The organism is Streptomyces sp. NPDC051286, from assembly GCF_044455345.1.
In the GTDB taxonomy this organism is placed as follows: Bacteria; Actinomycetota; Actinomycetes; order Streptomycetales; family Streptomycetaceae; genus Streptomyces.
The window spans coordinates 30,778-49,335 of the sequence record NZ_JBITER010000008.1 but is presented as its reverse complement, the minus strand read 5'-3'; the positions used below and the strand labels follow the sequence as shown (position 1 = coordinate 49,335).

The 18,558-nt window shown below is 67.6% G+C and carries 20 protein-coding genes and 2 tRNA genes; 8 read left to right on the top strand and 14 right to left on the bottom strand.

What is annotated here, in order from left to right; translation table 11 throughout:
* Nucleotides 1-151 precede the first annotated feature (151 nt).
* Both pknB and ACIBB8_RS10730 read left to right on the top strand, forming a co-directional pair.
* Nucleotides 152-2,149, top strand: coding sequence for a Stk1 family PASTA domain-containing Ser/Thr kinase (gene pknB / locus ACIBB8_RS10735; RefSeq protein ID WP_398950604.1), 1,998 nt, complete (start codon nucleotides 152-154; stop codon nucleotides 2,147-2,149).
* 203 nt (nucleotides 2,150-2,352) lie between these two features.
* Complete coding sequence (locus ACIBB8_RS10730) at nucleotides 2,353-3,384, top strand: restriction endonuclease (protein ID WP_398950602.1); 1,032 nt, start codon at nucleotides 2,353-2,355, stop codon at nucleotides 3,382-3,384.
* A gap of 98 nt (nucleotides 3,385-3,482) precedes the next feature.
* Here the strand turns inward: ACIBB8_RS10730 and ACIBB8_RS10725 are convergent, their stop codons facing one another.
* From ACIBB8_RS10725 to ACIBB8_RS10700, 6 genes are read right to left on the bottom strand one after another with little or no spacing between them, the layout of a single operon-like run.
* Nucleotides 3,483-4,220 (bottom strand): class E sortase, encoded by a 738-nt coding sequence (locus ACIBB8_RS10725; RefSeq protein WP_398950600.1) that lies wholly within the window; start codon nucleotides 4,218-4,220, stop codon nucleotides 3,483-3,485.
* Between the two features lie 26 nt (nucleotides 4,221-4,246).
* The gene (locus ACIBB8_RS10720) at nucleotides 4,247-5,581 is read right to left on the bottom strand and encodes a class E sortase (protein WP_398950598.1); all 1,335 of its coding nucleotides are present in this window, start codon (nucleotides 5,579-5,581) and stop codon (nucleotides 4,247-4,249) included.
* Nucleotides 5,578-6,216 (bottom strand): aminodeoxychorismate/anthranilate synthase component II, encoded by a 639-nt coding sequence (locus tag ACIBB8_RS10715; protein WP_398950596.1) that lies wholly within the window; start codon nucleotides 6,214-6,216, stop codon nucleotides 5,578-5,580. Before ACIBB8_RS10715 ends, ACIBB8_RS10720 begins: the two co-directional genes overlap by 4 nt.
* Nucleotides 6,213-6,395 carry a hypothetical protein gene (locus ACIBB8_RS10710; protein ID WP_037702041.1) on the bottom strand — a complete coding sequence of 61 codons (183 nt, stop codon included), beginning with the start codon at nucleotides 6,393-6,395 and terminating at the stop codon, nucleotides 6,213-6,215. Before ACIBB8_RS10710 ends, ACIBB8_RS10715 begins: the two co-directional genes overlap by 4 nt.
* 56 nt (nucleotides 6,396-6,451) lie before the next feature.
* Nucleotides 6,452-7,168, bottom strand: a complete 717-nt coding sequence (locus ACIBB8_RS10705; RefSeq protein WP_398950594.1) for a class E sortase — start codon at nucleotides 7,166-7,168, stop codon at nucleotides 6,452-6,454.
* A 25-nt stretch (nucleotides 7,169-7,193) separates the two neighbouring features.
* Nucleotides 7,194-7,961, bottom strand: a complete 768-nt coding sequence (locus tag ACIBB8_RS10700; RefSeq protein ID WP_398950592.1) for a DUF881 domain-containing protein — start codon at nucleotides 7,959-7,961, stop codon at nucleotides 7,194-7,196.
* Nucleotides 7,962-8,102: 141 nt separating this feature from the next.
* On the opposite strand from ACIBB8_RS10700, the gene crgA reads away from it, so the two are divergent.
* A complete protein-coding gene (gene crgA / locus ACIBB8_RS10695) occupies nucleotides 8,103-8,357 on the top strand; it encodes a cell division protein CrgA (RefSeq protein ID WP_366694353.1) in 255 nt (84 codons plus the stop codon).
* 288 nt (nucleotides 8,358-8,645) lie between these two features.
* Here the strand turns inward: crgA and ACIBB8_RS10690 are convergent, their stop codons facing one another.
* Both ACIBB8_RS10690 and ACIBB8_RS10685 read right to left on the bottom strand, forming a co-directional pair.
* Complete coding sequence (locus ACIBB8_RS10690; protein WP_398950887.1) at nucleotides 8,646-9,545, bottom strand: rhomboid family intramembrane serine protease; 900 nt, start codon at nucleotides 9,543-9,545, stop codon at nucleotides 8,646-8,648.
* Between the two features lie 157 nt (nucleotides 9,546-9,702).
* Nucleotides 9,703-10,230 carry a peptidylprolyl isomerase gene (locus tag ACIBB8_RS10685; RefSeq protein WP_398950590.1) on the bottom strand — a complete coding sequence of 176 codons (528 nt, stop codon included), beginning with the start codon at nucleotides 10,228-10,230 and terminating at the stop codon, nucleotides 9,703-9,705.
* 320 nt (nucleotides 10,231-10,550) lie between these two features.
* Between ACIBB8_RS10685 and ACIBB8_RS10680 the strand changes: the two genes are divergently transcribed.
* Nucleotides 10,551-11,261: a DUF5324 family protein gene (locus tag ACIBB8_RS10680; RefSeq protein WP_398950885.1), complete on the top strand. Its 711-nt coding sequence runs from the start codon at nucleotides 10,551-10,553 to the stop codon at nucleotides 11,259-11,261.
* Between the two features lie 84 nt (nucleotides 11,262-11,345).
* Here the strand turns inward: ACIBB8_RS10680 and ACIBB8_RS10675 are convergent.
* A tRNA-Ala gene (locus ACIBB8_RS10675) sits at nucleotides 11,346-11,418 on the bottom strand.
* Between the two features lie 171 nt (nucleotides 11,419-11,589).
* Here ACIBB8_RS10675 and ACIBB8_RS10670 point away from each other — a divergent pair.
* The gene (locus ACIBB8_RS10670; RefSeq protein WP_366136023.1) at nucleotides 11,590-12,138 is read left to right on the top strand and encodes a DNA-binding protein; all 549 of its coding nucleotides are present in this window, start codon (nucleotides 11,590-11,592) and stop codon (nucleotides 12,136-12,138) included.
* A gap of 273 nt (nucleotides 12,139-12,411) precedes the next feature.
* Nucleotides 12,412-13,785, top strand: a complete 1,374-nt coding sequence (locus ACIBB8_RS10665; protein WP_398950588.1) for a serine/threonine protein kinase — start codon at nucleotides 12,412-12,414, stop codon at nucleotides 13,783-13,785.
* Between the two features lie 22 nt (nucleotides 13,786-13,807).
* On the opposite strand, the gene ACIBB8_RS10660 is transcribed toward ACIBB8_RS10665, so the two are convergent.
* The 3 genes from ACIBB8_RS10660 to ACIBB8_RS10650 all read right to left on the bottom strand — a co-directional run bounded on the left by ACIBB8_RS10660 (nucleotide 13,808) and on the right by ACIBB8_RS10650 (nucleotide 16,126).
* The gene (locus tag ACIBB8_RS10660) at nucleotides 13,808-15,160 is read right to left on the bottom strand and encodes a hypothetical protein (RefSeq protein ID WP_398950586.1); all 1,353 of its coding nucleotides are present in this window, start codon (nucleotides 15,158-15,160) and stop codon (nucleotides 13,808-13,810) included.
* Entirely contained in the window at nucleotides 15,157-15,483 is a 327-nt protein-coding gene (locus ACIBB8_RS10655) for a hypothetical protein (RefSeq protein ID WP_398950584.1), read from the bottom strand. The genes ACIBB8_RS10660 and ACIBB8_RS10655 overlap by 4 nt, the downstream gene beginning before the upstream one ends.
* A 508-nt stretch (nucleotides 15,484-15,991) precedes the next feature.
* Nucleotides 15,992-16,126 carry a DLW-39 family protein gene (locus ACIBB8_RS10650; protein WP_003958712.1) on the bottom strand — a complete coding sequence of 45 codons (135 nt, stop codon included), beginning with the start codon at nucleotides 16,124-16,126 and terminating at the stop codon, nucleotides 15,992-15,994.
* Nucleotides 16,127-16,401: 275 nt separating this feature from the next.
* On the opposite strand from ACIBB8_RS10650, the gene ACIBB8_RS10645 reads away from it, so the two are divergent.
* On the top strand, nucleotides 16,402-16,767 hold the full coding sequence (locus ACIBB8_RS10645; RefSeq protein WP_398950581.1) for a DUF6344 domain-containing protein: 366 nt from the start codon (nucleotides 16,402-16,404) through the stop codon (nucleotides 16,765-16,767).
* Between the two features lie 770 nt (nucleotides 16,768-17,537).
* Entirely contained in the window at nucleotides 17,538-17,759 is a 222-nt protein-coding gene (locus ACIBB8_RS10640) for a hypothetical protein (protein ID WP_398950579.1), read from the top strand.
* Between the two features lie 68 nt (nucleotides 17,760-17,827).
* Here the strand turns inward: ACIBB8_RS10640 and ACIBB8_RS10635 are convergent.
* Together ACIBB8_RS10635 and ACIBB8_RS10630 are read right to left on the bottom strand one after the other, a co-directional pair.
* Nucleotides 17,828-17,904 (bottom strand) — tRNA-Ile (locus tag ACIBB8_RS10635).
* A gap of 71 nt (nucleotides 17,905-17,975) precedes the next feature.
* Nucleotides 17,976-18,548 (bottom strand): DUF3566 domain-containing protein, encoded by a 573-nt coding sequence (locus ACIBB8_RS10630; protein WP_398950577.1) that lies wholly within the window; start codon nucleotides 18,546-18,548, stop codon nucleotides 17,976-17,978.
* Nucleotides 18,549-18,558: the final 10 nt, after the last annotated feature.

The window sequence follows — 18,558 nt, the reverse complement described above, 5'->3', positions numbered from 1 at the left end:
GGCCATACCTGCACATTGGGATACCGGTCAGATATCAGCTCACGGCTGTGGGCCGATCAGGTAGCGCGTGGCCGGTAGCGTATGCGCGAGCAGCACACCGCCGGACCACACACCGGTGCGGTCGGGACTGACGGAGAGGGCTGGAACAGTTATGGAAGAGCCGCGTCGCCTCGGCGGCCGGTACGAGCTGGGCTCGGTGCTCGGCCGTGGTGGCATGGCCGAGGTCTACCTCGCGCACGACACCCGGCTCGGCCGCACCGTCGCTGTGAAGACGCTGCGGACCGATCTCGCCCGCGACCCGTCCTTCCAAGCCCGGTTCCGCCGTGAGGCCCAGTCCGCCGCCTCGCTCAATCACCCGGCGATCGTCGCCGTCTACGACACCGGCGAGGACTACGTCGACGGCGTCTCCATCCCGTACATCGTGATGGAGTACGTCGACGGCTCGACGCTCAGAGAACTTCTGCACTCCGGCCGCAAACTGCTGCCCGAACGCACCCTCGAAATGACGGTCGGGATCCTCCAGGCGCTGGAGTACTCGCACCGCGCCGGCATCGTCCACCGCGACATCAAGCCGGCGAACGTCATGCTGACGCGCACCGGGCAGGTCAAGGTCATGGACTTCGGTATCGCCCGCGCCATGGGCGACTCCGGTATGACGATGACCCAGACCTCGGCCGTCATCGGCACCGCCCAGTACCTCTCCCCGGAGCAGGCCAAGGGCGAGCAGGTCGATGCGCGCTCCGACCTGTACTCGACCGGCTGTCTGCTCTACGAGCTGCTGACCGTCCGGCCGCCGTTCATCGGTGACTCGCCCGTCGCGGTCGCCTACCAGCACGTACGGGAAGAGCCGCAGCCCCCCAGCACCTTCGATCCCGAGATCACGCCCGAAATGGACGCGATCGTATTGAAGGCCCTGGTCAAGGACCCGGACTACCGCTACCAGTCGGCCGACGAGATGCGTGCTGACATCGAGGCCTGCCTCGACGGCCAGCCGGTCGCCGCCACCGCGGCGATGGGCGCGGCCGGTTACGGCGGCTATGACGGGTACGGCAACGACCAGCCCACCACCGCACTGCGCGCCGCCGACCCGAGCGGCGCCCAGACCTCCATGCTGCCCCCGGTCAATCCGGACGACGGCGGCTACGGAAACGACGAGCGCCCGGACCGCCGCCGCCAGAAGAAGAACAACACCTCGACGATCCTGCTGATCGTCGCGGGCATCCTGGTGCTGATCGGCGCGATCCTGATCGGCAAGTCCGTCTTCAGCAACGACAACAGCGACAACGGCCAGGTCGACGTGCCGAACATGGTCGGCTCGACCGTGGCAGAGGCAAAGGAACTCGCGAAGAACGCCGTTGTCCACGTCAAGGTCGGCTCGCGCGAACCGTGCGAGACCCAAGAGACGGGCAAGATCTGCAGCCAGTCGCCCAAGGACGGCAAGATGGCGGAGAACGAGACCGTCACGGTCGTCGTCTCCACCGGTGCGCCGAAGGTCGAGGTCCCGGACGTCACGGAGAAGTCCGAGGAGAACGCCCGCAAGATCCTGGAGGAAAAGGGCTTCTCGGTGAAGGTCGTCGCGACCGAGTCCTCCACCGCGGAACCCGGCACCGTGCTCGACCAGACGCCCAAGGGCGGCGCGAAGGCCGAGCGGGAGTCCGAGGTCAAGATCACGGTCGCCAAGCAGGCCACGGCGCCCCTGCCGGACGTCCGCGGGCGGACCATCGACCAGGCACTGGCCCAGCTCAACGGCAACGGCTTCACCAACGTCGCTCAGACGCCGGTGGATTCGCCCGAACCGGCGAATACGGTCGTCGACCAGAACCCGGCTGGCCCGAGCCAGCAGCCGAAGGACGTCCAGATCGTCCTGAAGGTCTCCAAAGGCCCGACGCAGCCGGCGACGGTGCCGATTCCCGAAGTCAGGGGCAGCACGGTCGCCCAGGCCAGGCAGGCCCTGGCCGAAAAGGGCTTCACGAACATCCAGTTCGCGGAAGGCAGCTCTAAGGACGACAACGCCACGGTCGTCAACGCCGACCCTGCGCCGAACACCCCGGCAGACCCGGCAACCACCGTCATCACCCTCACCACAATGGGTGGCAACGGAAACGGGAACGGCAATATCTTCGGCGGCCCATCGGGCTCACAGAACTGAGCCCCACCGCACAAACGCGAAGGGCCCCGGCCACCGAAACGGTGACCGGGGCCCTTCGCTGCGCCTGCCGCGATGCCTCCTGTCCGGCATACCGCACATGCGGCCGCAAACCGATCGTGTCTTCATATGTGCTGATTCGTTGAATCGATGGGGCGGGGTATCGAGCTCTTCCCTCTCTTCTGCACACATAGGAGGTCAGGAGCATGATCAACGAAGCAGCTCTGCTGGAGTCGAGGTCACTGCGCGATGGCGTGGTGGACCGGACTCACGTCATCGACAAGGTCAAGACCTTGTCTCTTCTTCCGGACGGCATGCACGTGACGACAGCAATGGTCGCCGCGTACTTCGAAGTGACCGAAACGGTCATTCGGGCCATGGTGTTCGACCATCGTGAAGAGCTCGAAAGCAACGGCTATCGCGTCCTCACCGGATCGGAACTGAGTTACTTCAAGCAACTCAGTGGGATCCAGTCACGCACCGCGTCGCTTGCGCTCTTCCCCCGGCGAGCTGTCCTCAACGTCGCCATGCTGCTCCGCGACAGCGAAGTCGCACGTCAGGTGCGTACATACCTGCTCGACGTGGAGTACATGGCACGGACTCAGCCTGTGGATAACTCTGTCCACAGGGGACCGGATTCCCTCGACGACCGCATCGACCGACGCATCACCCACATCCTCGGCAAGACCATCGTCCCCATGTTCAACGCCCTCATCGAGGCCTCCGGCGAGCACCGCAAGGAGCTGATCTCGCTCCGGGACGACGTTGAGAAGGTCGAGCGGAAGCTCTGCAACCACCACCAAAGGCTCAGGCACCTTGAGCACGCCCAGGGCCCGCGCCCGTACACCGGAATCATGGCGTCCATCGACGCCATGAACTGGCGGGATTTCGAGCACCACGTCGCCGCGCTGCTCCGCCGCGACGGCTGCACAGACGTCGTGGTACATGGCGGCCGCGGCGACCGAGGTGTGGATGTCACAGCGGTGACCGCGGACGGCCGCAGCATCGTCGTGCAGTGCAAGAGCTTCGCGCCCTACCGTCCGGTGTGGAGCGGACAGCTGCAGAAGTTCCTCGGCGCCTCTTTCGTCCAGCACGGGGCCGATGTGGCACTCTTCGTCGCCACGACTTCCTTCACACCCGACGCACGCGCCATCGCCGAGACCCACGGCATCACCCCCGTCGACCGCGCTCACCTCGAAAAGTGGAGCGCCGGAGTACCGCTCCCGATCCTGAGGTAGCCGTCGCCAGGCAGAGAAGGGGCCCGAAGTCGCAAAGGCTAGTTGCGACTTCGGGCCTTCGCCATCCTAGAACGACTGAGCTCCTCGAAGGAGCTCAGTCACGGTTGCCGCAGCTCCGCCGGCTTCGTACGGTCCTTGTCCACCTTCTCCGTACGCACCAGTTCGCCCCACACGATGTAGCGGTACTTCGACGTGTAGACCGGCGTGCAGGTCGTCAACGTGATGTAGCGGCCGGGCTTCTTCGCTCCCGATCCTTTCGGCACCGCCTGCAGCACGTCGACGTTGTACTTCGACGTCTCGGGAAGCTCCTTGAAGACCTTGTAGACATACCAGGTGTCCTTGGTCTCGAAGACGACGGCGTCGCCTGTCTTCACCTTGTCGATGTTGTGGAACTTCGCCCCGTGCCCGTCGCGGTGCGCCGCCAGCGTGAAGTTGCCCTGCTTGTCCCAGGGGAGAGCCGACTTCACCGGGTCCGTGTAGTAGCCGGCGATGCCGTCGTTGAGGTTCTTGGTGCCGGTGCCCTTCTTGACGAGCACCTCACCGTTCTTCATCGCGGGTACGTGCAGGAAGCCGATGCCGTCCTTGGTGTCGAGGGCCCCGGGTCCCCCGGCCCAGCGGTCACGGACGGTGTGCCCCTGCTTCTCGGCCTCGCGGTCGGCGAGCACATTCGTCCACCACAGGGAGTAGACGACGAAGAGGCCCAGCACCAGGCCCGCGGTGATCAGCAGCTCACCGAAGACACTCACCGCGGTCGCAACGAGATGGCGGTCCCTGCTCCGCACCGGAGGCGCGGACTCGTCGGTCTGCTCGTCCTGCTGCTGGGTCCTCGCTGCCACCGCACCCGTCCCTGTCGTGATGAAGTTCAGCCGACGAGCGCGTCGGGCTTCCCCTTGCTGCGCGGCCGTTCGTCGACCATCTTGCCCCAGACGATCAGCCGGTACGTACTGGTGAATTCAGGCGTACAAGTCGTCAGAGTGATGTAGCGGCCGGGCTTGGTGAAGCCCGAACCGGGCGGCACCGGCGTGATCACCGAGACATTGGAAGGGGACGTCTGAGGAAGGACGCTGGTCATCTCGTACGTGTAGTACGCATCCTGCGTCTCGACCACGATCGGGTCACCCTTGCGCAGCCGGTTGATGTAGCGGAACGGTTCGCCGTGGGTGTTCCGGTGACCGGCCAGCGCGAAGTTGCCCTGCTTGGCCGACGGCATCGCCGTCTTGAGCGCGCCCTGGCCGTAGTGACCGACCATGCCGCGGTCCAGGACGTTCTCCTTGCTGATGCCCTCGGCGATCGGGGCGACCACATCCAGCTTCGGGATGTGGATGATGGCGAAGCCCTGCCCCGGCTCGAACGCCCCCGGCTTGCGGCCCTTCGCCCAGCCGTCCTGAATCTTGTGCGTCTCTTTCCCGGCGATCTGGTCGGCACGCACATTCGTCCACCACAGCTGGTACGTGACGAACAGCAGCATCAGCACGCCGAGCGAGATGAACAGCTCGCCGACGACCCGGCTGGCGATCACGGCCGGGCTGTCCTTGGCCGCGCGGGCAGCCCGCCGCGCCTCGACGCGGGACAGCGGACGCCCCTCCGGCGTCGCCGCCGACCGGGTCCCCGGCTGCGGCTCGGCGCGACGGCGGCCGCGCCCCTTGGCGGCGCGACGGCGCTCGGCCCGGCCTCCGGTGGGCGGTTCCGTACGCGGTTCGAGTTCTGTGGTCTCCGGACCGGGATCTTGAGCCGCGGCAGGCTCCGTGTCGTACTCCGGCTCTGCTTGAGGTGCCGGAGCCGTCACCGCCCTGTCGGCCAGGCGCCGGGGGTCCGCCGTCCGCAGACCGATCGTTTCGTCGTTACGGGGGAGCGGCGGCGCGGGCGGAGGCGCCGCGACAGGCTCCTGCTGCCCGTACCAGTCCCGCTCGTACCCCTCGGGGTCGTACCACTCACGCGGCGTCCCCTGAGGCCCCTGCGCCCCTTGTGGCGCCTGCACCTGGCCTTCCCACTGCCGGCCCTGCGCCGCCCCGGTGCCCGCCGTCTCCGCCGGAATGCTCTCCGCCCGGAACCACGGCGCGTGCTGCCCCGGCAACGGATCGTTCAGCGGGTCCGCCAGCTGGTCGACTGCCGCCTCGAACGCGCCCGTGGCCTCGTACGCTCGTTGCTCGTACGGGCCTTCCTCAGCGGTGTCGTGCTCGGGGCGGAGTGCGGTCACGCGACAGCCTTGCCCACCACAGGCGCGAGCCCCTCCGACCTCGCGACGGCTCCCGTGTCACCGCACTGCACCAGCCAGTTGGCCAGCATCAGATGGCCGTACTCGGTCAGGACCGACTCCGGATGGAACTGCACACCCTCCACCGGCAGTTCGCGGTGGCGCAGACCCATGATGATGCCGTCGGCCGTCCGCGCCGTGACCTCCAACTCCGGCGGGATCGTCCCCGGTTCGGCGGCGAGCGAGTGGTAGCGGGTCGCGGTGAACGGGGACGGCAGCCCGGCGAAAACGCCCTGGCCCTCGTGCGTCACCGGCGACGTCTTGCCATGCAGCAGCTCGGGGGCGCGGTCCACCACACCGCCGTACGCCACGGCCATCGACTGCATGCCGAGGCAGACACCGAAGACCGGGACGCCGGTCGCCGCGCAGTGGCGCACCATCTCGACGCAGACGCCCGCCTGCTCCGGGGTGCCGGGGCCGGGCGAGAGCAGAACGCCGTCGAAGCCGTCCTGGGCGTGTGCCGTGGTCACCTCGTCGTTGCGCAGGACCTCGCACTCGGCGCCGAGCTGGTAGAGGTACTGGACGAGGTTGAAGACGAAGCTGTCGTAGTTGTCGACGACAAGGATGCGGGCACTCACTGGCCGGCCCCCGTTCCGCTCGTGCCGTCGACCGTCACGTCGCCGAACGGAAGCAGCGGCTCGGCCCACGGGAAGACGTACTGGAAAAGCACATAGACGACGGCGAGTGCCAGTACGAGCGAGATGAGCCCGCGCACCCACGCGTTGCCCGGCAGATGCCGCCAGATCCAGCCGTACATGCTGTCCCCTTCATTCGGTACGGGACCAGACTAAAGGGCCGGGGCAGAGGCGTGGGTCAGCTGTGGAAAGCCGCCGGCTTGCCGTCCGTCACAGGCTGCGTCGCGTCGAGATGCGCCCAGACGATGAGCCGGTGGCTGCTGCCCCATTCGGGATCGCAGGTGGTCAGCGTCAGATAGCGGCCGGGCCCGTCGAAGCCGGACTTGCGGGGAACGGCGTCGATGACACCGGTGTCGCTCGGCACGGTGCGGTACGGCTTCTTCTCGATGCGGTACGTGAACCACGTCGTCCCGTCCGTCAGCACCACCGCGTCGCCGCGGCGCAGTGTCGGAAAGTCCTTGAAGGGATCCCCATAGGTGCGACGGTGTCCGGCCACCGCGAAATTGCCGACGCCGCCGAGGGGGGCGGTTCCGCGGTAGTGGCCGAGCCCCTTCTGCAAGGTTTTGACCTTGGTGTTCTCCAGGACGGGCCACTCCCAGCCCTTGCCGAAGCGGGAGATGTACAGCATCGCGAACGGCTTCCCGTCCCGGTAGGCGGCGGGGGCCGGCGATGGCGTGGGTGCGGCCGAGGGCGACGGCGTTCCTGTTGCGTTCGGCCCGGGTACGGACACGGCCCCCCGCGCCCACTGGTTCTGCAGAATGTCGATCTGCCCCTCAGTGGCACCGGCGGCCATCACGCCGGTCCAGAACAGCACGTACACCACAAAAAGGATGATCAAAGCGCCCGCGGTGATGCACAGTTCGCTGAAGGCCCTGACGATCAGTCGCACCGACACCGGTCGGCCTCCCCGGAACTGCTCGCTACTTCACCGGCTTCGCATAGTGGAGATCCACTGTGCCCGAGTAGCCGGGAAGAGTCACCGCCTCGTGCTCGTCGACTTTCCACCCGAGCCCGTACGCCTTCACGTACAGCAGGTAGTTCCGGATCGAGGAGGAGTTGTCGAGGGCCTTCCCCAGCCGGTCGGGGTCGCCGACCGCAGTGATCTTGTACGGCGGCGAGTAGACCCGGCCCTGGAGAATCAGCGTGTTGCCGACGCAGCGCACCGCGCTGGTGGAGATCAGCCGCTGGTCCATGACCTGGATGCCGCGGGCACCGCCCTGCCAGAGAGCGTTGACGACCGCCTGCAGATCCTGCTGGTGGATGACCAGGTCGTTGGGCTGCGGGTCGGGGTAGCCGGGTTTCGCGGTGGCGTTCGGCGGGGCGTCGTCGAGCGTGACGTCGACGCCCCGGCCGGAGAGCTTCTTGGTGCCCGCGGCCCGCTCCAGCGCCTTGAGTTTGACGTCCTCCGCCTTGGTGCTGCCGTCGTCGCGCTGGGCGAGGGCATCGATGTCCTCGCGTACGGACGCGTTGGAGCCGTCGAGCCCCGCGTTCTTCTCGCTGCGCTGCTGAATGAGGTCGGAGAGCTTCAGCAACGACGAGTCGGTGCGGATGTTGGTGCCCTTGGCCGTGTTGGCGCTGGTGACGAAGATCAGCCCGGCAAGGGCGAAAACGGCAGCGGTGAGCACTCGGACCGGGTGCCGGAAGGTGCGCCGGGCCGGTCCTTGGGGAGAATCGGCAGAATTGCTCAACGTACCCTTATCTCCTTCGGCGCCACGGAAGCACTACGCTAACGGACGTCCGGGGAAGGCAGCATTCCCCCTCGCGCCCCGCCCCGGCGCCAGCCACAGTTCCCTGCGCGGTCACGCAGCGCATCGACAGGAGAGTTCCTCGTGCCGAAGTCACGTATCCGCAAGAAGGCCGACTTCACGCCGCCTCCGGCGAAGCAGGCAGCCAACATAAAGCTGACCAACCGCAGTTGGGTGGCGCCGGTGATGCTGGCGTTCTTCCTGATCGGTCTGGCCTGGATCGTCGTGTTCTACGTGACCGACGGCGATCTGCCCATCAAGACGCTGGGTAACTGGAACATCGTCGTGGGCTTCGGCTTCATCGCCGGCGGCTTCGGCGTCTCCACGCAGTGGAAGTAGCCGGACAGCACTCGTAGGACCACAGCCGGCCCCGGTACCGCAACCCTTGCCCTGAGTTACCCACAGCGTTATCCACAGGCGGGGGAAAAGGTCAGACGATCTGTGGATAACTCCCCGGATGTTGACGCCGGTGTGACTGCAGTCTCCCTCATCGAGGGGTGGCACGCCCCTTGTCTCCGCTGGAAAAACCCAGCTCAGCGACAAGGGGCACAGTTGTACCCACAGAATGCACAAGATCGTGCACCCGCTGTGGACAACTGCCCGGGAAAGCCCCCCTGGCGCCTGCGATCAGGTCAGTGCGGCAGTTCTGGCAACCACGATGAGGACCACCGTCACCAGCACCAGCGCACAGGTGCCGTACTGCACCAGCGCCCGCCGTTCACGCGGTGCGTGCACCATGGCGATGGCGATCAGCGTGCCCGCGATCAGACCGCCGACATGCGCCTGCCAGGCGATTCCGCCCCAGGGGTTGAACGTGAAGAGCAGGTTCAGCGCGAGGAGCACGAGGACCGGACGCATGTCGTAGTTCAGCCGACGCATGAGCACGGCGGTGGCGCCCAGCAGACCGAAGATGGCACCGGAGGCACCGAGCGAGCCCTGGTTCGGTGCGGCGAGCCAATAGGTGAGCGCGCTGCCCGCCAAGCCGGAGAGCAGGTAGAGCGCGAGGTAGCGGGCGCGGCCGAGCGCCGCCTCCAGAGGACCGCCGAGCCACCACAGTCCCAGCATGTTGAACGCGATGTGCCACACCTCCTGGTGCAGGAACATCGACGTCACCAGCCGGTACCACTGACCCTCCGCGACCCCTTCCAGTGGACCGCCCACGTAGTAGGTGGCCCGTCCCAGCAGCGTCAGGTCGTCGAGCAGTGACACCTTCACATGTACCGCGATGAACAGGATGACGTTGATGGCGAGCAGGATCTTGGTGACCAGCCGCGGGTCGGCGGTGACGGTGCCGCCGGCCAGGGTGCGCGGCTGATTGGCAGCCGGGCCGTGACCCGTACCGGAACCCTGACGGACACAGCCCGGGCACTGGAAGCCGACCGAGGCGCTGACCATGCACTCGGTGCAGATCGGACGATCGCAGCGCGTGCAGCGAATCCCCGTCTCACGACCCGGGTGGCGGTAGCAGCTGAATGAGCCGCGGGCGTCGGCGGACTGGTCCCGGGCGCCGGGCGGCTGCTCGTCCATCGGTCCCATCACTTGCTGGCCCCCTCGGGTCACGTCGTGGGCGACAGCGCGCATGATGCCGCCCTGCTCGTCCGCTATGTAACCAAGTACGGACAAGCAGGGCGGTTGGTTCCCGAGACAGTCGATCAGAGAGTGATCACACCGTGACCACCGGCAATCATCGGGTCTCGACGACGACCGACTCGATCACCACATCCTGCACCGGGCGGTCGGTGCGCGCGTTGGTCTGGGTGTTCGCGATGGCGTCCACGACCTTCTTGCTGGCCTCGTCCGCCACCTCACCGAAGATGGTGTGCTTGCCGGTCAGCCACGCGGTGGGCGAGACGGTCACGAAGAACTGCGAGCCGTTGGTGCCCGGGCCTGCGTTGGCCATGGCCAGGAGGTACGGCTTGTTGAAGCTGAGGTCCGGGTGGAACTCGTCGCCGAACTCGTAGCCCGGGCCGCCGGTCCCGTTACCCAGCGGGTCCCCGCCCTGGATCATGAAGCCGCTGATGACCCGGTGGAAGACGGTCCCGTCGTACAGCCTGTCCTTGGACTTCTTGCCGGTCTCGGGGTGGGTCCACTCCCGCTCGCCCGTGGCAAGCTCGACAAAGTTCTTGACCGTCTTGGGCGCGTGGTTCGGCAGAAGCCGGATCTCGATGTCGCCTTGGCTGGTCTTCAAGGTGGCGTAAAGCTGCTCGGCCACGATCTGCCTTCCGTAAGTCTTCGCTGACGTCCACCGATCCTCGCACGGCCGATCCGTCACACGGCGTTCCTGCGGCTCCCCGCACGAACAAAAGAGGCCAAGTGCGTGACGAACCGGCGCGTGCTGAACCGAACCGTGGCATTGTCATCGACAAGCCCCCTTGCACCACATTGCACACAAAAATCTCTTACGACCGTTTTGCATGACCGTGTCTCATGCCCCGGATGCCCGCCCCGCATGCCGCACACGCCATCGCGGGGCATGATTTCGAAATGGGTGGAAAGGCGGAGTACCTACCCGCCACCAAGGAGGAGGATCCCGTGACCCGCATCGACAGCGTGCGCGCCGCAACCGACTCGGCGAAGGAAAGCGTGCAGCACGCCGCGGAAGTGGTGGCGCCCTACGCCGACTCGGCCAAGGACCAGGCGGCACACTATGCGCACGAGGCCCGTGCGCGGCTCGCGCCGAAAGTATCGAAGGCAGCCCGGCAGGCCCGCGTCCAGTACGACGCGCATCTTGCACCACGTATCGAACTGGCTCGCGCACATGTGCCCCCCAAGGTCGACGAGGCCGCCCAGCGCGCCGCGCTCCGCACCCGTCAGGCAGCCAGGAGCGCCGCGGAGTACACCGTGCCCCGCGTCGAGAACGCGATGGCCGCCGCCCAGCCCGTAGCCGAGGAAGCCGCGGCCCGCAGCTCCGCGGCACTGGCCGCACTGCGCGGGCAGGTCACGGCGAAGGAGATCAAGAAGCTGGCCAGAAAGCACGAGCGGCGAGCCAAGGCCGGGCGCGTGCTCAAGGTGGTGGCCGTGGTCTCCGTGCTGGCAGTCGGCGCCTACGCGGCGTGGCGCTGGTGGGACAAGCAGGCTAATCCGGACTGGCTGGTCGAGCCCCCCGCCCCCACGGAGGTCGCCGACCGTACGCCGCTGACCTCGGTCGACGGCAGCGGGCCAACGGCTGTGGACCCCGAGGTCCGCGCCAAGGAGGCCGAGACGGACGAGGTGGACGGCACCGACCTCGACGACGACCGCTGAGCCGCCACTGCCGCCCGGCCCACGGCAGACACACAGGAGAGCCCCTCCGATCTGCGTTTCCGCAGATCGGAGGGGCTCTTGACGTGGAGCCTAGGAGATTCGAACTCCTGACATCTGCCTTGCAAAGGCAGCGCTCTACCAACTGAGCTAAGGCCCCGAAAAAGAGGACAGCACCAGACACATCAGCGTCTTGGTCACCGCCGCAGACCAGACTACCGGGTGACCCCCTGAATCTTCCAAAAAGATGGGGACTCCCGGTCGGCAACCACTCTCCGTAAGATGCTGGACGAGGTTCGCAGCAGCGAAGCCTCAGCGAAGGGGAGACGCCATGGATGCAGTTCAGCAGGAAGCAACGGCAAGAGCCAGGGAACTTCAGCGCAGCTGGTACGGGGAACCGCTGGGCGCTCTATTTCGCCGGCTCATCGACGATCTCGGCCTGAACCAGGCCCGGCTCGCCGCCGTACTCGGGCTGTCCGCACCCATGCTCTCCCAGCTGATGAGCGGTCAGCGGGCGAAGATCGGCAACCCCGCGGTGGTCCAGCGTGTCCAGGCTCTGCAGGAGCTGGCCGGCCAGGTCGCCGATGGCAGCGTCAGCGCGGGCGAGGCCACCGACCGCATGGAAGAGATCAAGAAGTCCCAGGGCGGTTCCGTCCTCACCGGCACCGGTCAGACCACGACCAGCGGCGGGGCACCCACCGTCCGCCGCGTGGTCCGTGAGATCCAGTCGCTGCTGCGGTCGGTCGCTGCCGCCGGTGACATCATCGATGCCGCCGACTCCCTCGCCCCGACCCACCCGGAACTGGCAGAGTTCCTCCGGGTGTACGGCGCCGGCCGCACCGCTGACGCGGTCGCGCACTACGAAGGACACCAGAGCTAGTGCCGTGACCGGCAATGTCTGCCCCATGAGGAACATCTTGCCGGTCACGGCACTAGGACCTTTCTTTCGGTTCGGGCCGGATTCAGGGGGCGGAACCTGGTACGTGCGGCTGCCAGGCGGAGGAGGGAAACAGCGCCGGGCGTTGTGGACCGACGACAACGCGGCGGACATGCGTACCAGACCCCACAAGCTCAGCCGAACGAAAGATTCTGGTGCACTACCCCCGAGAGCCGGGCACGAGCCGAAACAGGAACTGGGAGCGGGCACAGCGCAATGGGTGAGGTCTTCGCTGGTCGGTACGAACTGATCGATCCGATCGGACGTGGTGGCGTCGGCGCCGTCTGGCGAGCCTGGGACCACCGGCGCCGCCGGTACGTGGCGGCCAAGGTGCTTCAGCAGAGCGACGCACACACGCTGCTGCGCTTCGTCCGCGAGCAGGCCCTGCGGATCGAGCATCCTCATGTGCTCGCTCCGGCCAGTTGGGCCGCGGACGACGACAAGGTCCTGTTCACCATGGATCTGGTGAGCGGCGGCTCGCTTGCGCATGTCATCGGCGATTACGGCCCACTGCCCCTGCGCTTCGTCTGCACGCTGCTCGACCAGTTGCTGTCCGGACTGTCGACGGTGCATGCGGAAGGCGTCGTGCACCGCGACATCAAGCCCGCCAACATCCTGATGGAGGCCACCGGCACCGGCCGGCCGCACCTGCGGCTCTCCGACTTCGGCATCTCCATGCGCAAGGGCGAGCCCCGCCTGACCGAGACCAACTATGTGGTGGGAACGCCGGGTTACTTCGCGCCCGAGCAGATGATGGGCGCGGAGCCCGACTTCCCCGCGGACCTCTTCGCCGTGGGGCTTGTCGCGCTCTATCTGCTGCAGGGGAAGAAGCCGGATGCCCGGGCCCTCGTCGAATACTTCGCCTCGCACGGCACCCCCAGCGCCCCGCAAGGCATCCCGGAACCGCTGTGGCAGGTCCTCGCAGGTCTTCTGCAGCCGGATCCGCAGGCCCGGTTCCGCACGGCCACCGGCGCGCGGAAGGCGCTGACGGCAGCGGTCGAGATGCTGCCGGAGCCAGGTGTCGACGACGAACCGGTGGAGGTCTTCGACCAACTCGGCCCGCTGCCCGCCGGTTTCGGCCCCGCAGGCCCGATCGCCACCCCCAAGCAGCCGTCCCCGGCCGACCACACCGCACACGCGGGCCAGGCCGTACAGCAGCCGCACACCCCACCGCCCTCCCCGATGTCGGAGACGGGCAGCTTCCATCTCGCCCCGCCTCCGCAGCAGCCGCCCCCCACGCCACTGCCCCGGCAGACTCAGCCTGCTCCTGCCCCCACTCCGCTCCCGGCGCATACGGGTTCCCCCTTCCCTGCCGCCCCACCGGATCTCTCCCAGGCCCCGACATCCGCAGTGCTGCGCGAACCGGTTCCTACTCGTGCATACACCGCCGAGCAGCAGCAGGTTCCGCACCCCGGGACGGGAATGTCCCCGCACTTCGCTGCGGCAGCGCCTCCGGCCCACCCCATGGCCGCCGCTCCCGCACAGGCGTCGCAAAAGCGTCCGGGACCGCCCCCGAGGGTGGCGATCCCGGTCCTGCTGGTGGCGCTGGTCTGTTTCGCTGTCGGAATCTGGGCACTGAAACAGGCCTGAGGCTCGGTGGCTGCAGCCGCTGTCACCAGGCCTGCGGCGGTCCTCCGTAGGGCTGCTGCCCGGCTGCGCCACCGGCAGGACCACCCACGGCGGCCGCCGCGCGGCGACGCGCAAGCAGCGTCCACGCCCCGAGGCCGAGCACCAGCACGGCGCCTGCGCCGATCCCGGCCGCGCCCACCATCTTCATCGTGTTGCTCTTGTCGGCCTGAGGGGCACTCTTACCGCTCCTGGCCATGTCCTTGTCGTCCTGCGTCACACCGAAGATTCCGGCGGAGCCCTCGTACGGCGACGTTCCCGCCGCGTTCTCGACCTGCACCTTGAGAGTCATCGGGATCGCCTTCTCCCCGTATCCATGAGCGACCTTCGGGCTGAGCGACACCGACAGGTAGTACCAGCCCGCGAACCGCATGGCGCTCTCGTCGGCACTGAACGTGAACCGGTTCTCGTACGCCACCGGGGGCAGCGGATCGAGCGACACCGAGGCGGGCTTGCCGGAGTACGACAGCGGCGAGGCATTGTCGACATGGCCGTGCGCCGGATTGTCCAGGGAGAGTGCGAGCGCGTTGCCGACGTACTCGTCCGAGCCGCCGACACTGTTGCCGAGGTCGACGGTGGCGAAGATCTGCTGTCCCCAGTCCACCGGCACCCGGTAGAAGAGGGTCTGCCCCGGCTTGATGCCGTCCCTCCACGTGCCGGTCTCCAGGCTGGTGGCGTCGTAATAACTCGTGCCGCCGGGCCGTTCCTCCGTCTTGGCCTGCGTGGGCGGTGTCGGCGACGCCGAGGGCCAGTTCTGGGGCGCCTCGGTCGGCGCCGTACCGCCCTTCTTCAGCTTCGGCTCCGACGCGTAACGGATTTCCAGGTCCCAGGCGTCGGGCGTCGAGGTGGCCTTGCTCTCCCGCTCGATCAGGACGTTGTACGTACCGGCGTCCTGGCAGGGGCTGCTGTCCTTGTCCGTGACCCGGTAGGCGTACGCGGCGATCGGATGCGGGAACTCCGCAGCCCCGAAGCGGGCGCCCTCGGAACTGCACTGCAGGTCCCTGCTGTCCCTGATGCTGACCGTGATGCCGTCCCCGTACGCGACCTTGCCACCGGCCTTGGGTACGACCACCGCCGAGACGTACGCGTTCGTGGCGGCGTCGAGGTCGAGGAGGTAGTAGAGCTTTTCGCCCGGCTTGATCGAGCTCCTGTAGACGGATCCGGGCTTCAGGGCCGACGCGTCGGTGCTGACCTCCGCGCCCGGGATCGCCTTCGCCCCGGGGTGGAAGGTGTACGCGGCAGGCTCACCGGCCGCGTACGCCTGCCCCGGCAGCGCCACCACCACGCACATCGCCGCTGCCGCGGCCAGCGTCGCCCGGCCCCTGTTGCGCTGCCTCATCGCGCGCTTCCCCTCGTCGTCTGTGTGGCCGACCTGCGGCGGCTGCGTACGAACACGAGCCCGGCGGTCACCACCATGGCGCCCGCCCTGGCAGCGGCCGCAACGCCGGTCCATCCTGCCCCGCCCGTACCTCCGCTGTCTCCGGCTGCAGCTGAAATGCCCTTCTTGTCGGTCCTCCTGCCCTCTCCCCTGTCCGGCTTCCTGGCGAGGACGGCGGCATGGTGCTCGGGGCCGGCCTGCTCGTCCCCGAGCACCGCCACCCGCAGCACCACACCGATCCGGGCGTTCTCGGCGATCTCAGCAGTCTGCGCGCCCAGCGTCACCGAGATGCAGAACTCGCCCCGGCATGCACCGTCGGCTGGGCCGCTGAGCGGTACTCGTAGCGGTTGGTCCAGGCAACCGGCACCGAACCCATCCTGATCGCAGCCGGACGGCCGCTGCAGAGGGCCGACGAGGTGAACTCACCATCGCCGCCGACCGGGAAGCGGGCGGGCGTGAACAGCTGCGTCGCACCGTACGAGTACGTCGAGGCGACCGAGATGTCGTGGCCGGGGCTGCAGCTGTGCCGTCCGCAGCCGTGCCGGCCGCCGTGGCGGGCATCGCACCCGCGATCAGGGCGAGCAGTGCCCTGCCGGCCCAAGTCCCCAGTGCTGAAGTACGGCGATGGTTCGGTGCTCCCACCTGTGCCCCCTCGACCACCCCATCGGCCCTTTTGCTTTCGCAAGCTATTGATTTGTGTAGGTGAATCCAAGAGCACAGGCGTCACGGTCCCGCAACAGCACGAAGCCCCGGCCGCTCAGCGACCGGGGCCCGCACAAGGCTGTTTCTGTCTCAGACACCCGAACCTGCGGGTACGGAGTCAGTCGCCTCCGTCCACAGATCCTGCTCGGCGCGATCCGCCTGGATCTGGCGGTACACGAGGAGCCCGCCGATGGCGGCCAGTGCGACCAGGAGAAGCTTCTTCACCGCGCGACCTCGTCTTTCCTTGACGTAGGGGACTTCTGCCGCCCGACTATACACACCGACCGATACCGATCAGTGACCTACCTGCGACCCGGCTGGTTCCCGGGCAAAAGCGGCCATCCCACCCGGCCTCGTATCGGTCCGTCCAGCCCGGTTGCACCAGACGAGTGGTGTTCATCTGAAGATCGGCGGATCCACGGCGTCGGTCCCCGAAATCGGGGGCCACATCCACATCATCAGAAAGGTAAGCAAACCGGACCACCCGAAAGCGAGGGGCCATGAGCACCTTCAAGGCCAAGAGCATCTGGACCGCCTTCATCACCGCCTTCTTCGCGTTTCTCGCGTCGATGGGGCTCATCAGCACCCCCGCCGCGGCCGCACAGCCGGAGGCCACGACTCAGGAGCACACAGATGCGACCACGGCAACCGCGACCACGCCGTCGGTGCGATGGACCCTTCCGCGTGACAGGTCGCTGCCACCCACGATGAAGCAGCGCATCCGCGCCGAGGCACACGGCTTCGCACCGGACGCCAGGCACCTGCTGACGGACATGAGGGACGCCATGGGCGCCACAGACACCACCGGTGCCGCCCGCACCGCCCACGGGGCCCCGACGGGGGACGCATCCCTCCTGCCGCCGTAAGAGCGGCGCCAATGACGCACAGGGCCCCCGTCCGGTTCACACCGGACGGGGGCCTTTTCGTGCGCCGGGCAGCCGGGGGCCGGCTTCGTGCCCACCATGGCGTGGTGGGCACGAAGCCGCAGTCCGCGAAGCCTTGCTTCACGGTTCCCGATCAGGCGATCCCCTGCGCCGACAGGGCCGTTCCCGCACTCCGATGCCCCAAGACCGCCCACGACGATGCAACCGGCCTGTCGCGAACCTCGTAGTAGCAGGGCGTGCGGTCGTCGGGGTTCACGAGGGATCGGTGTGGCCGCGCAGATGGTGGTCGTGGTTACTTCGTCCGGGTGCTGGAGCCGACGGGCCGCCGGTAACCAGGTGCTGGAGCCGACGGGCCGCCGGTAGAGGGAGTAACTCGCCAGGTCCATCTCCTTGTTGGCGGAGCAGGAGACGGTCGTCTTGCGGGTCGTGGTGTTGTAGGCAGTCTTCACGCCGGCGGGGGCGAGTGGCTTCGTCTTTTGATCGCCAGTGAGCACTGGTCCCGGAACACGGATCATGACCTGATCTTCTCCTCGGAGCATGGCGGCATGATCGACCCGGCGGGCTTCTCCAGTGCCGTGACCGGGAATGTGTGCCCCCTGAGGAGCGTCGTCCGGTGCGTGCGATCGCAAGGCGGCCACAAATCTGTGCAGCGGAGCTACCGGGGCTTGTGGCCAACGCGTCGAGCGGGCGTGCCGATCGGTGCGACGGGGGCAAAGCCTGCCGGGAGGGGCACGAGGACCTTCGACCACCTCGTGCAGCGGGCCGGTGTGCGGCGCATCACGGTCCGGCTCGCCCGGCACACCTGCGGCACCCTGCCGGCCTTCCTGAAGGTGCACCCCAAGGTGGCTCAGGCGACCCTCCGGCACAGCCAGATCAGCATGACCATCGACATCTACACCCACGTGGTCGGCGACGGGGAGCGCGGAGCCGTGGCGATGCCGGCCGAGCTCCTGGAAGGCCCGCTCATCGGCTGACCGCAGCCGTTGATGTCAGCAGTAGATGCCGAAGACCCCCGGCCCAAGTGGACCGGGGGTCTTCGTACTGGTGGGGCTAACAGGATTTGAACCTGTGGCCTCATCCTTATCAGGGATGCGCTCTAACCAACTGAGCTATAGCCCCGCCGCGCTGCGCGCTGACTTCTGAAGATTAGCGCACGTCGGGGCCAGTCCCAAAATCGATACCCGCAGCCCTTACTCGTCCTCGGCCAGCGTGAGCTCGACACCGCCCACGAAACCGGCCGACAAGTTGTAGATGAAGGCGCCCAGCGTCGCCAGCGCGGTCGCCAGCACGACGTCGATCACCGCGATGACCGACGTGAAGATGAGGACGTGCGGAAGCGACAGGAACGACTGCACATCGAAGCCGGTGCTGTCGTTGGAGCCGGTCGCCTCGCTGATGGTGCCGCCCACAGTGGAGAAGACGCCCATGGCGTTCATCACCATCCACAGGACCGCGGCCGCCACGACCGTGCAGATGCCGAGCGCGATGGAGAGCAGGAAGCTGACCTTCATCACCGACCACGGATCAGCCTTCGCCACCCGCAGTCGCGCCTTGCGGGTACGCGGAGTGGTCCGCGCCCCCGTCCGCGGGCGACGGGCCGCCTGAGCGGCCCCGACGCCCTGCGTCCCGCCCGCGGGCGAGGAGTACGCCTGCGGCGGGTGGTATGGCCCTCCTGCCTGCCCCGGCGCGGGCTCACGCTCACCGGGCAGCGGCCCGCTCGCGTATCCCTCGTACTGGGGCTGAGGCCCCCGGGTGTCCGTCACAGTGCCCCCT

Coding starts and splice junctions, on each gene's coding strand:
- ACIBB8_RS10665 (WP_398950588.1), top strand. CDS start 12,412: ATGGGTGAGGTCTTCGCTGGTCGGTACGAACTGATCGATCCGATCGGA.
- pknB (WP_398950604.1), top strand. CDS start 152: ATGGAAGAGCCGCGTCGCCTCGGCGGCCGGTACGAGCTGGGCTCGGTG.
- ACIBB8_RS10690 (WP_398950887.1), bottom strand. CDS start 9,545: ATGGACGAGCAGCCGCCCGGCGCCCGGGACCAGTCCGCCGACGCCCGC.
- ACIBB8_RS10710 (WP_037702041.1), bottom strand. CDS start 6,395: ATGTACGGCTGGATCTGGCGGCATCTGCCGGGCAACGCGTGGGTGCGC.
- ACIBB8_RS10660 (WP_398950586.1), bottom strand. CDS start 15,160: ATGAGGCAGCGCAACAGGGGCCGGGCGACGCTGGCCGCGGCAGCGGCG.
- ACIBB8_RS10730 (WP_398950602.1), top strand. CDS start 2,353: ATGATCAACGAAGCAGCTCTGCTGGAGTCGAGGTCACTGCGCGATGGC.
- ACIBB8_RS10670 (WP_366136023.1), top strand. CDS start 11,590: ATGGATGCAGTTCAGCAGGAAGCAACGGCAAGAGCCAGGGAACTTCAG.
- ACIBB8_RS10645 (WP_398950581.1), top strand. CDS start 16,402: ATGAGCACCTTCAAGGCCAAGAGCATCTGGACCGCCTTCATCACCGCC.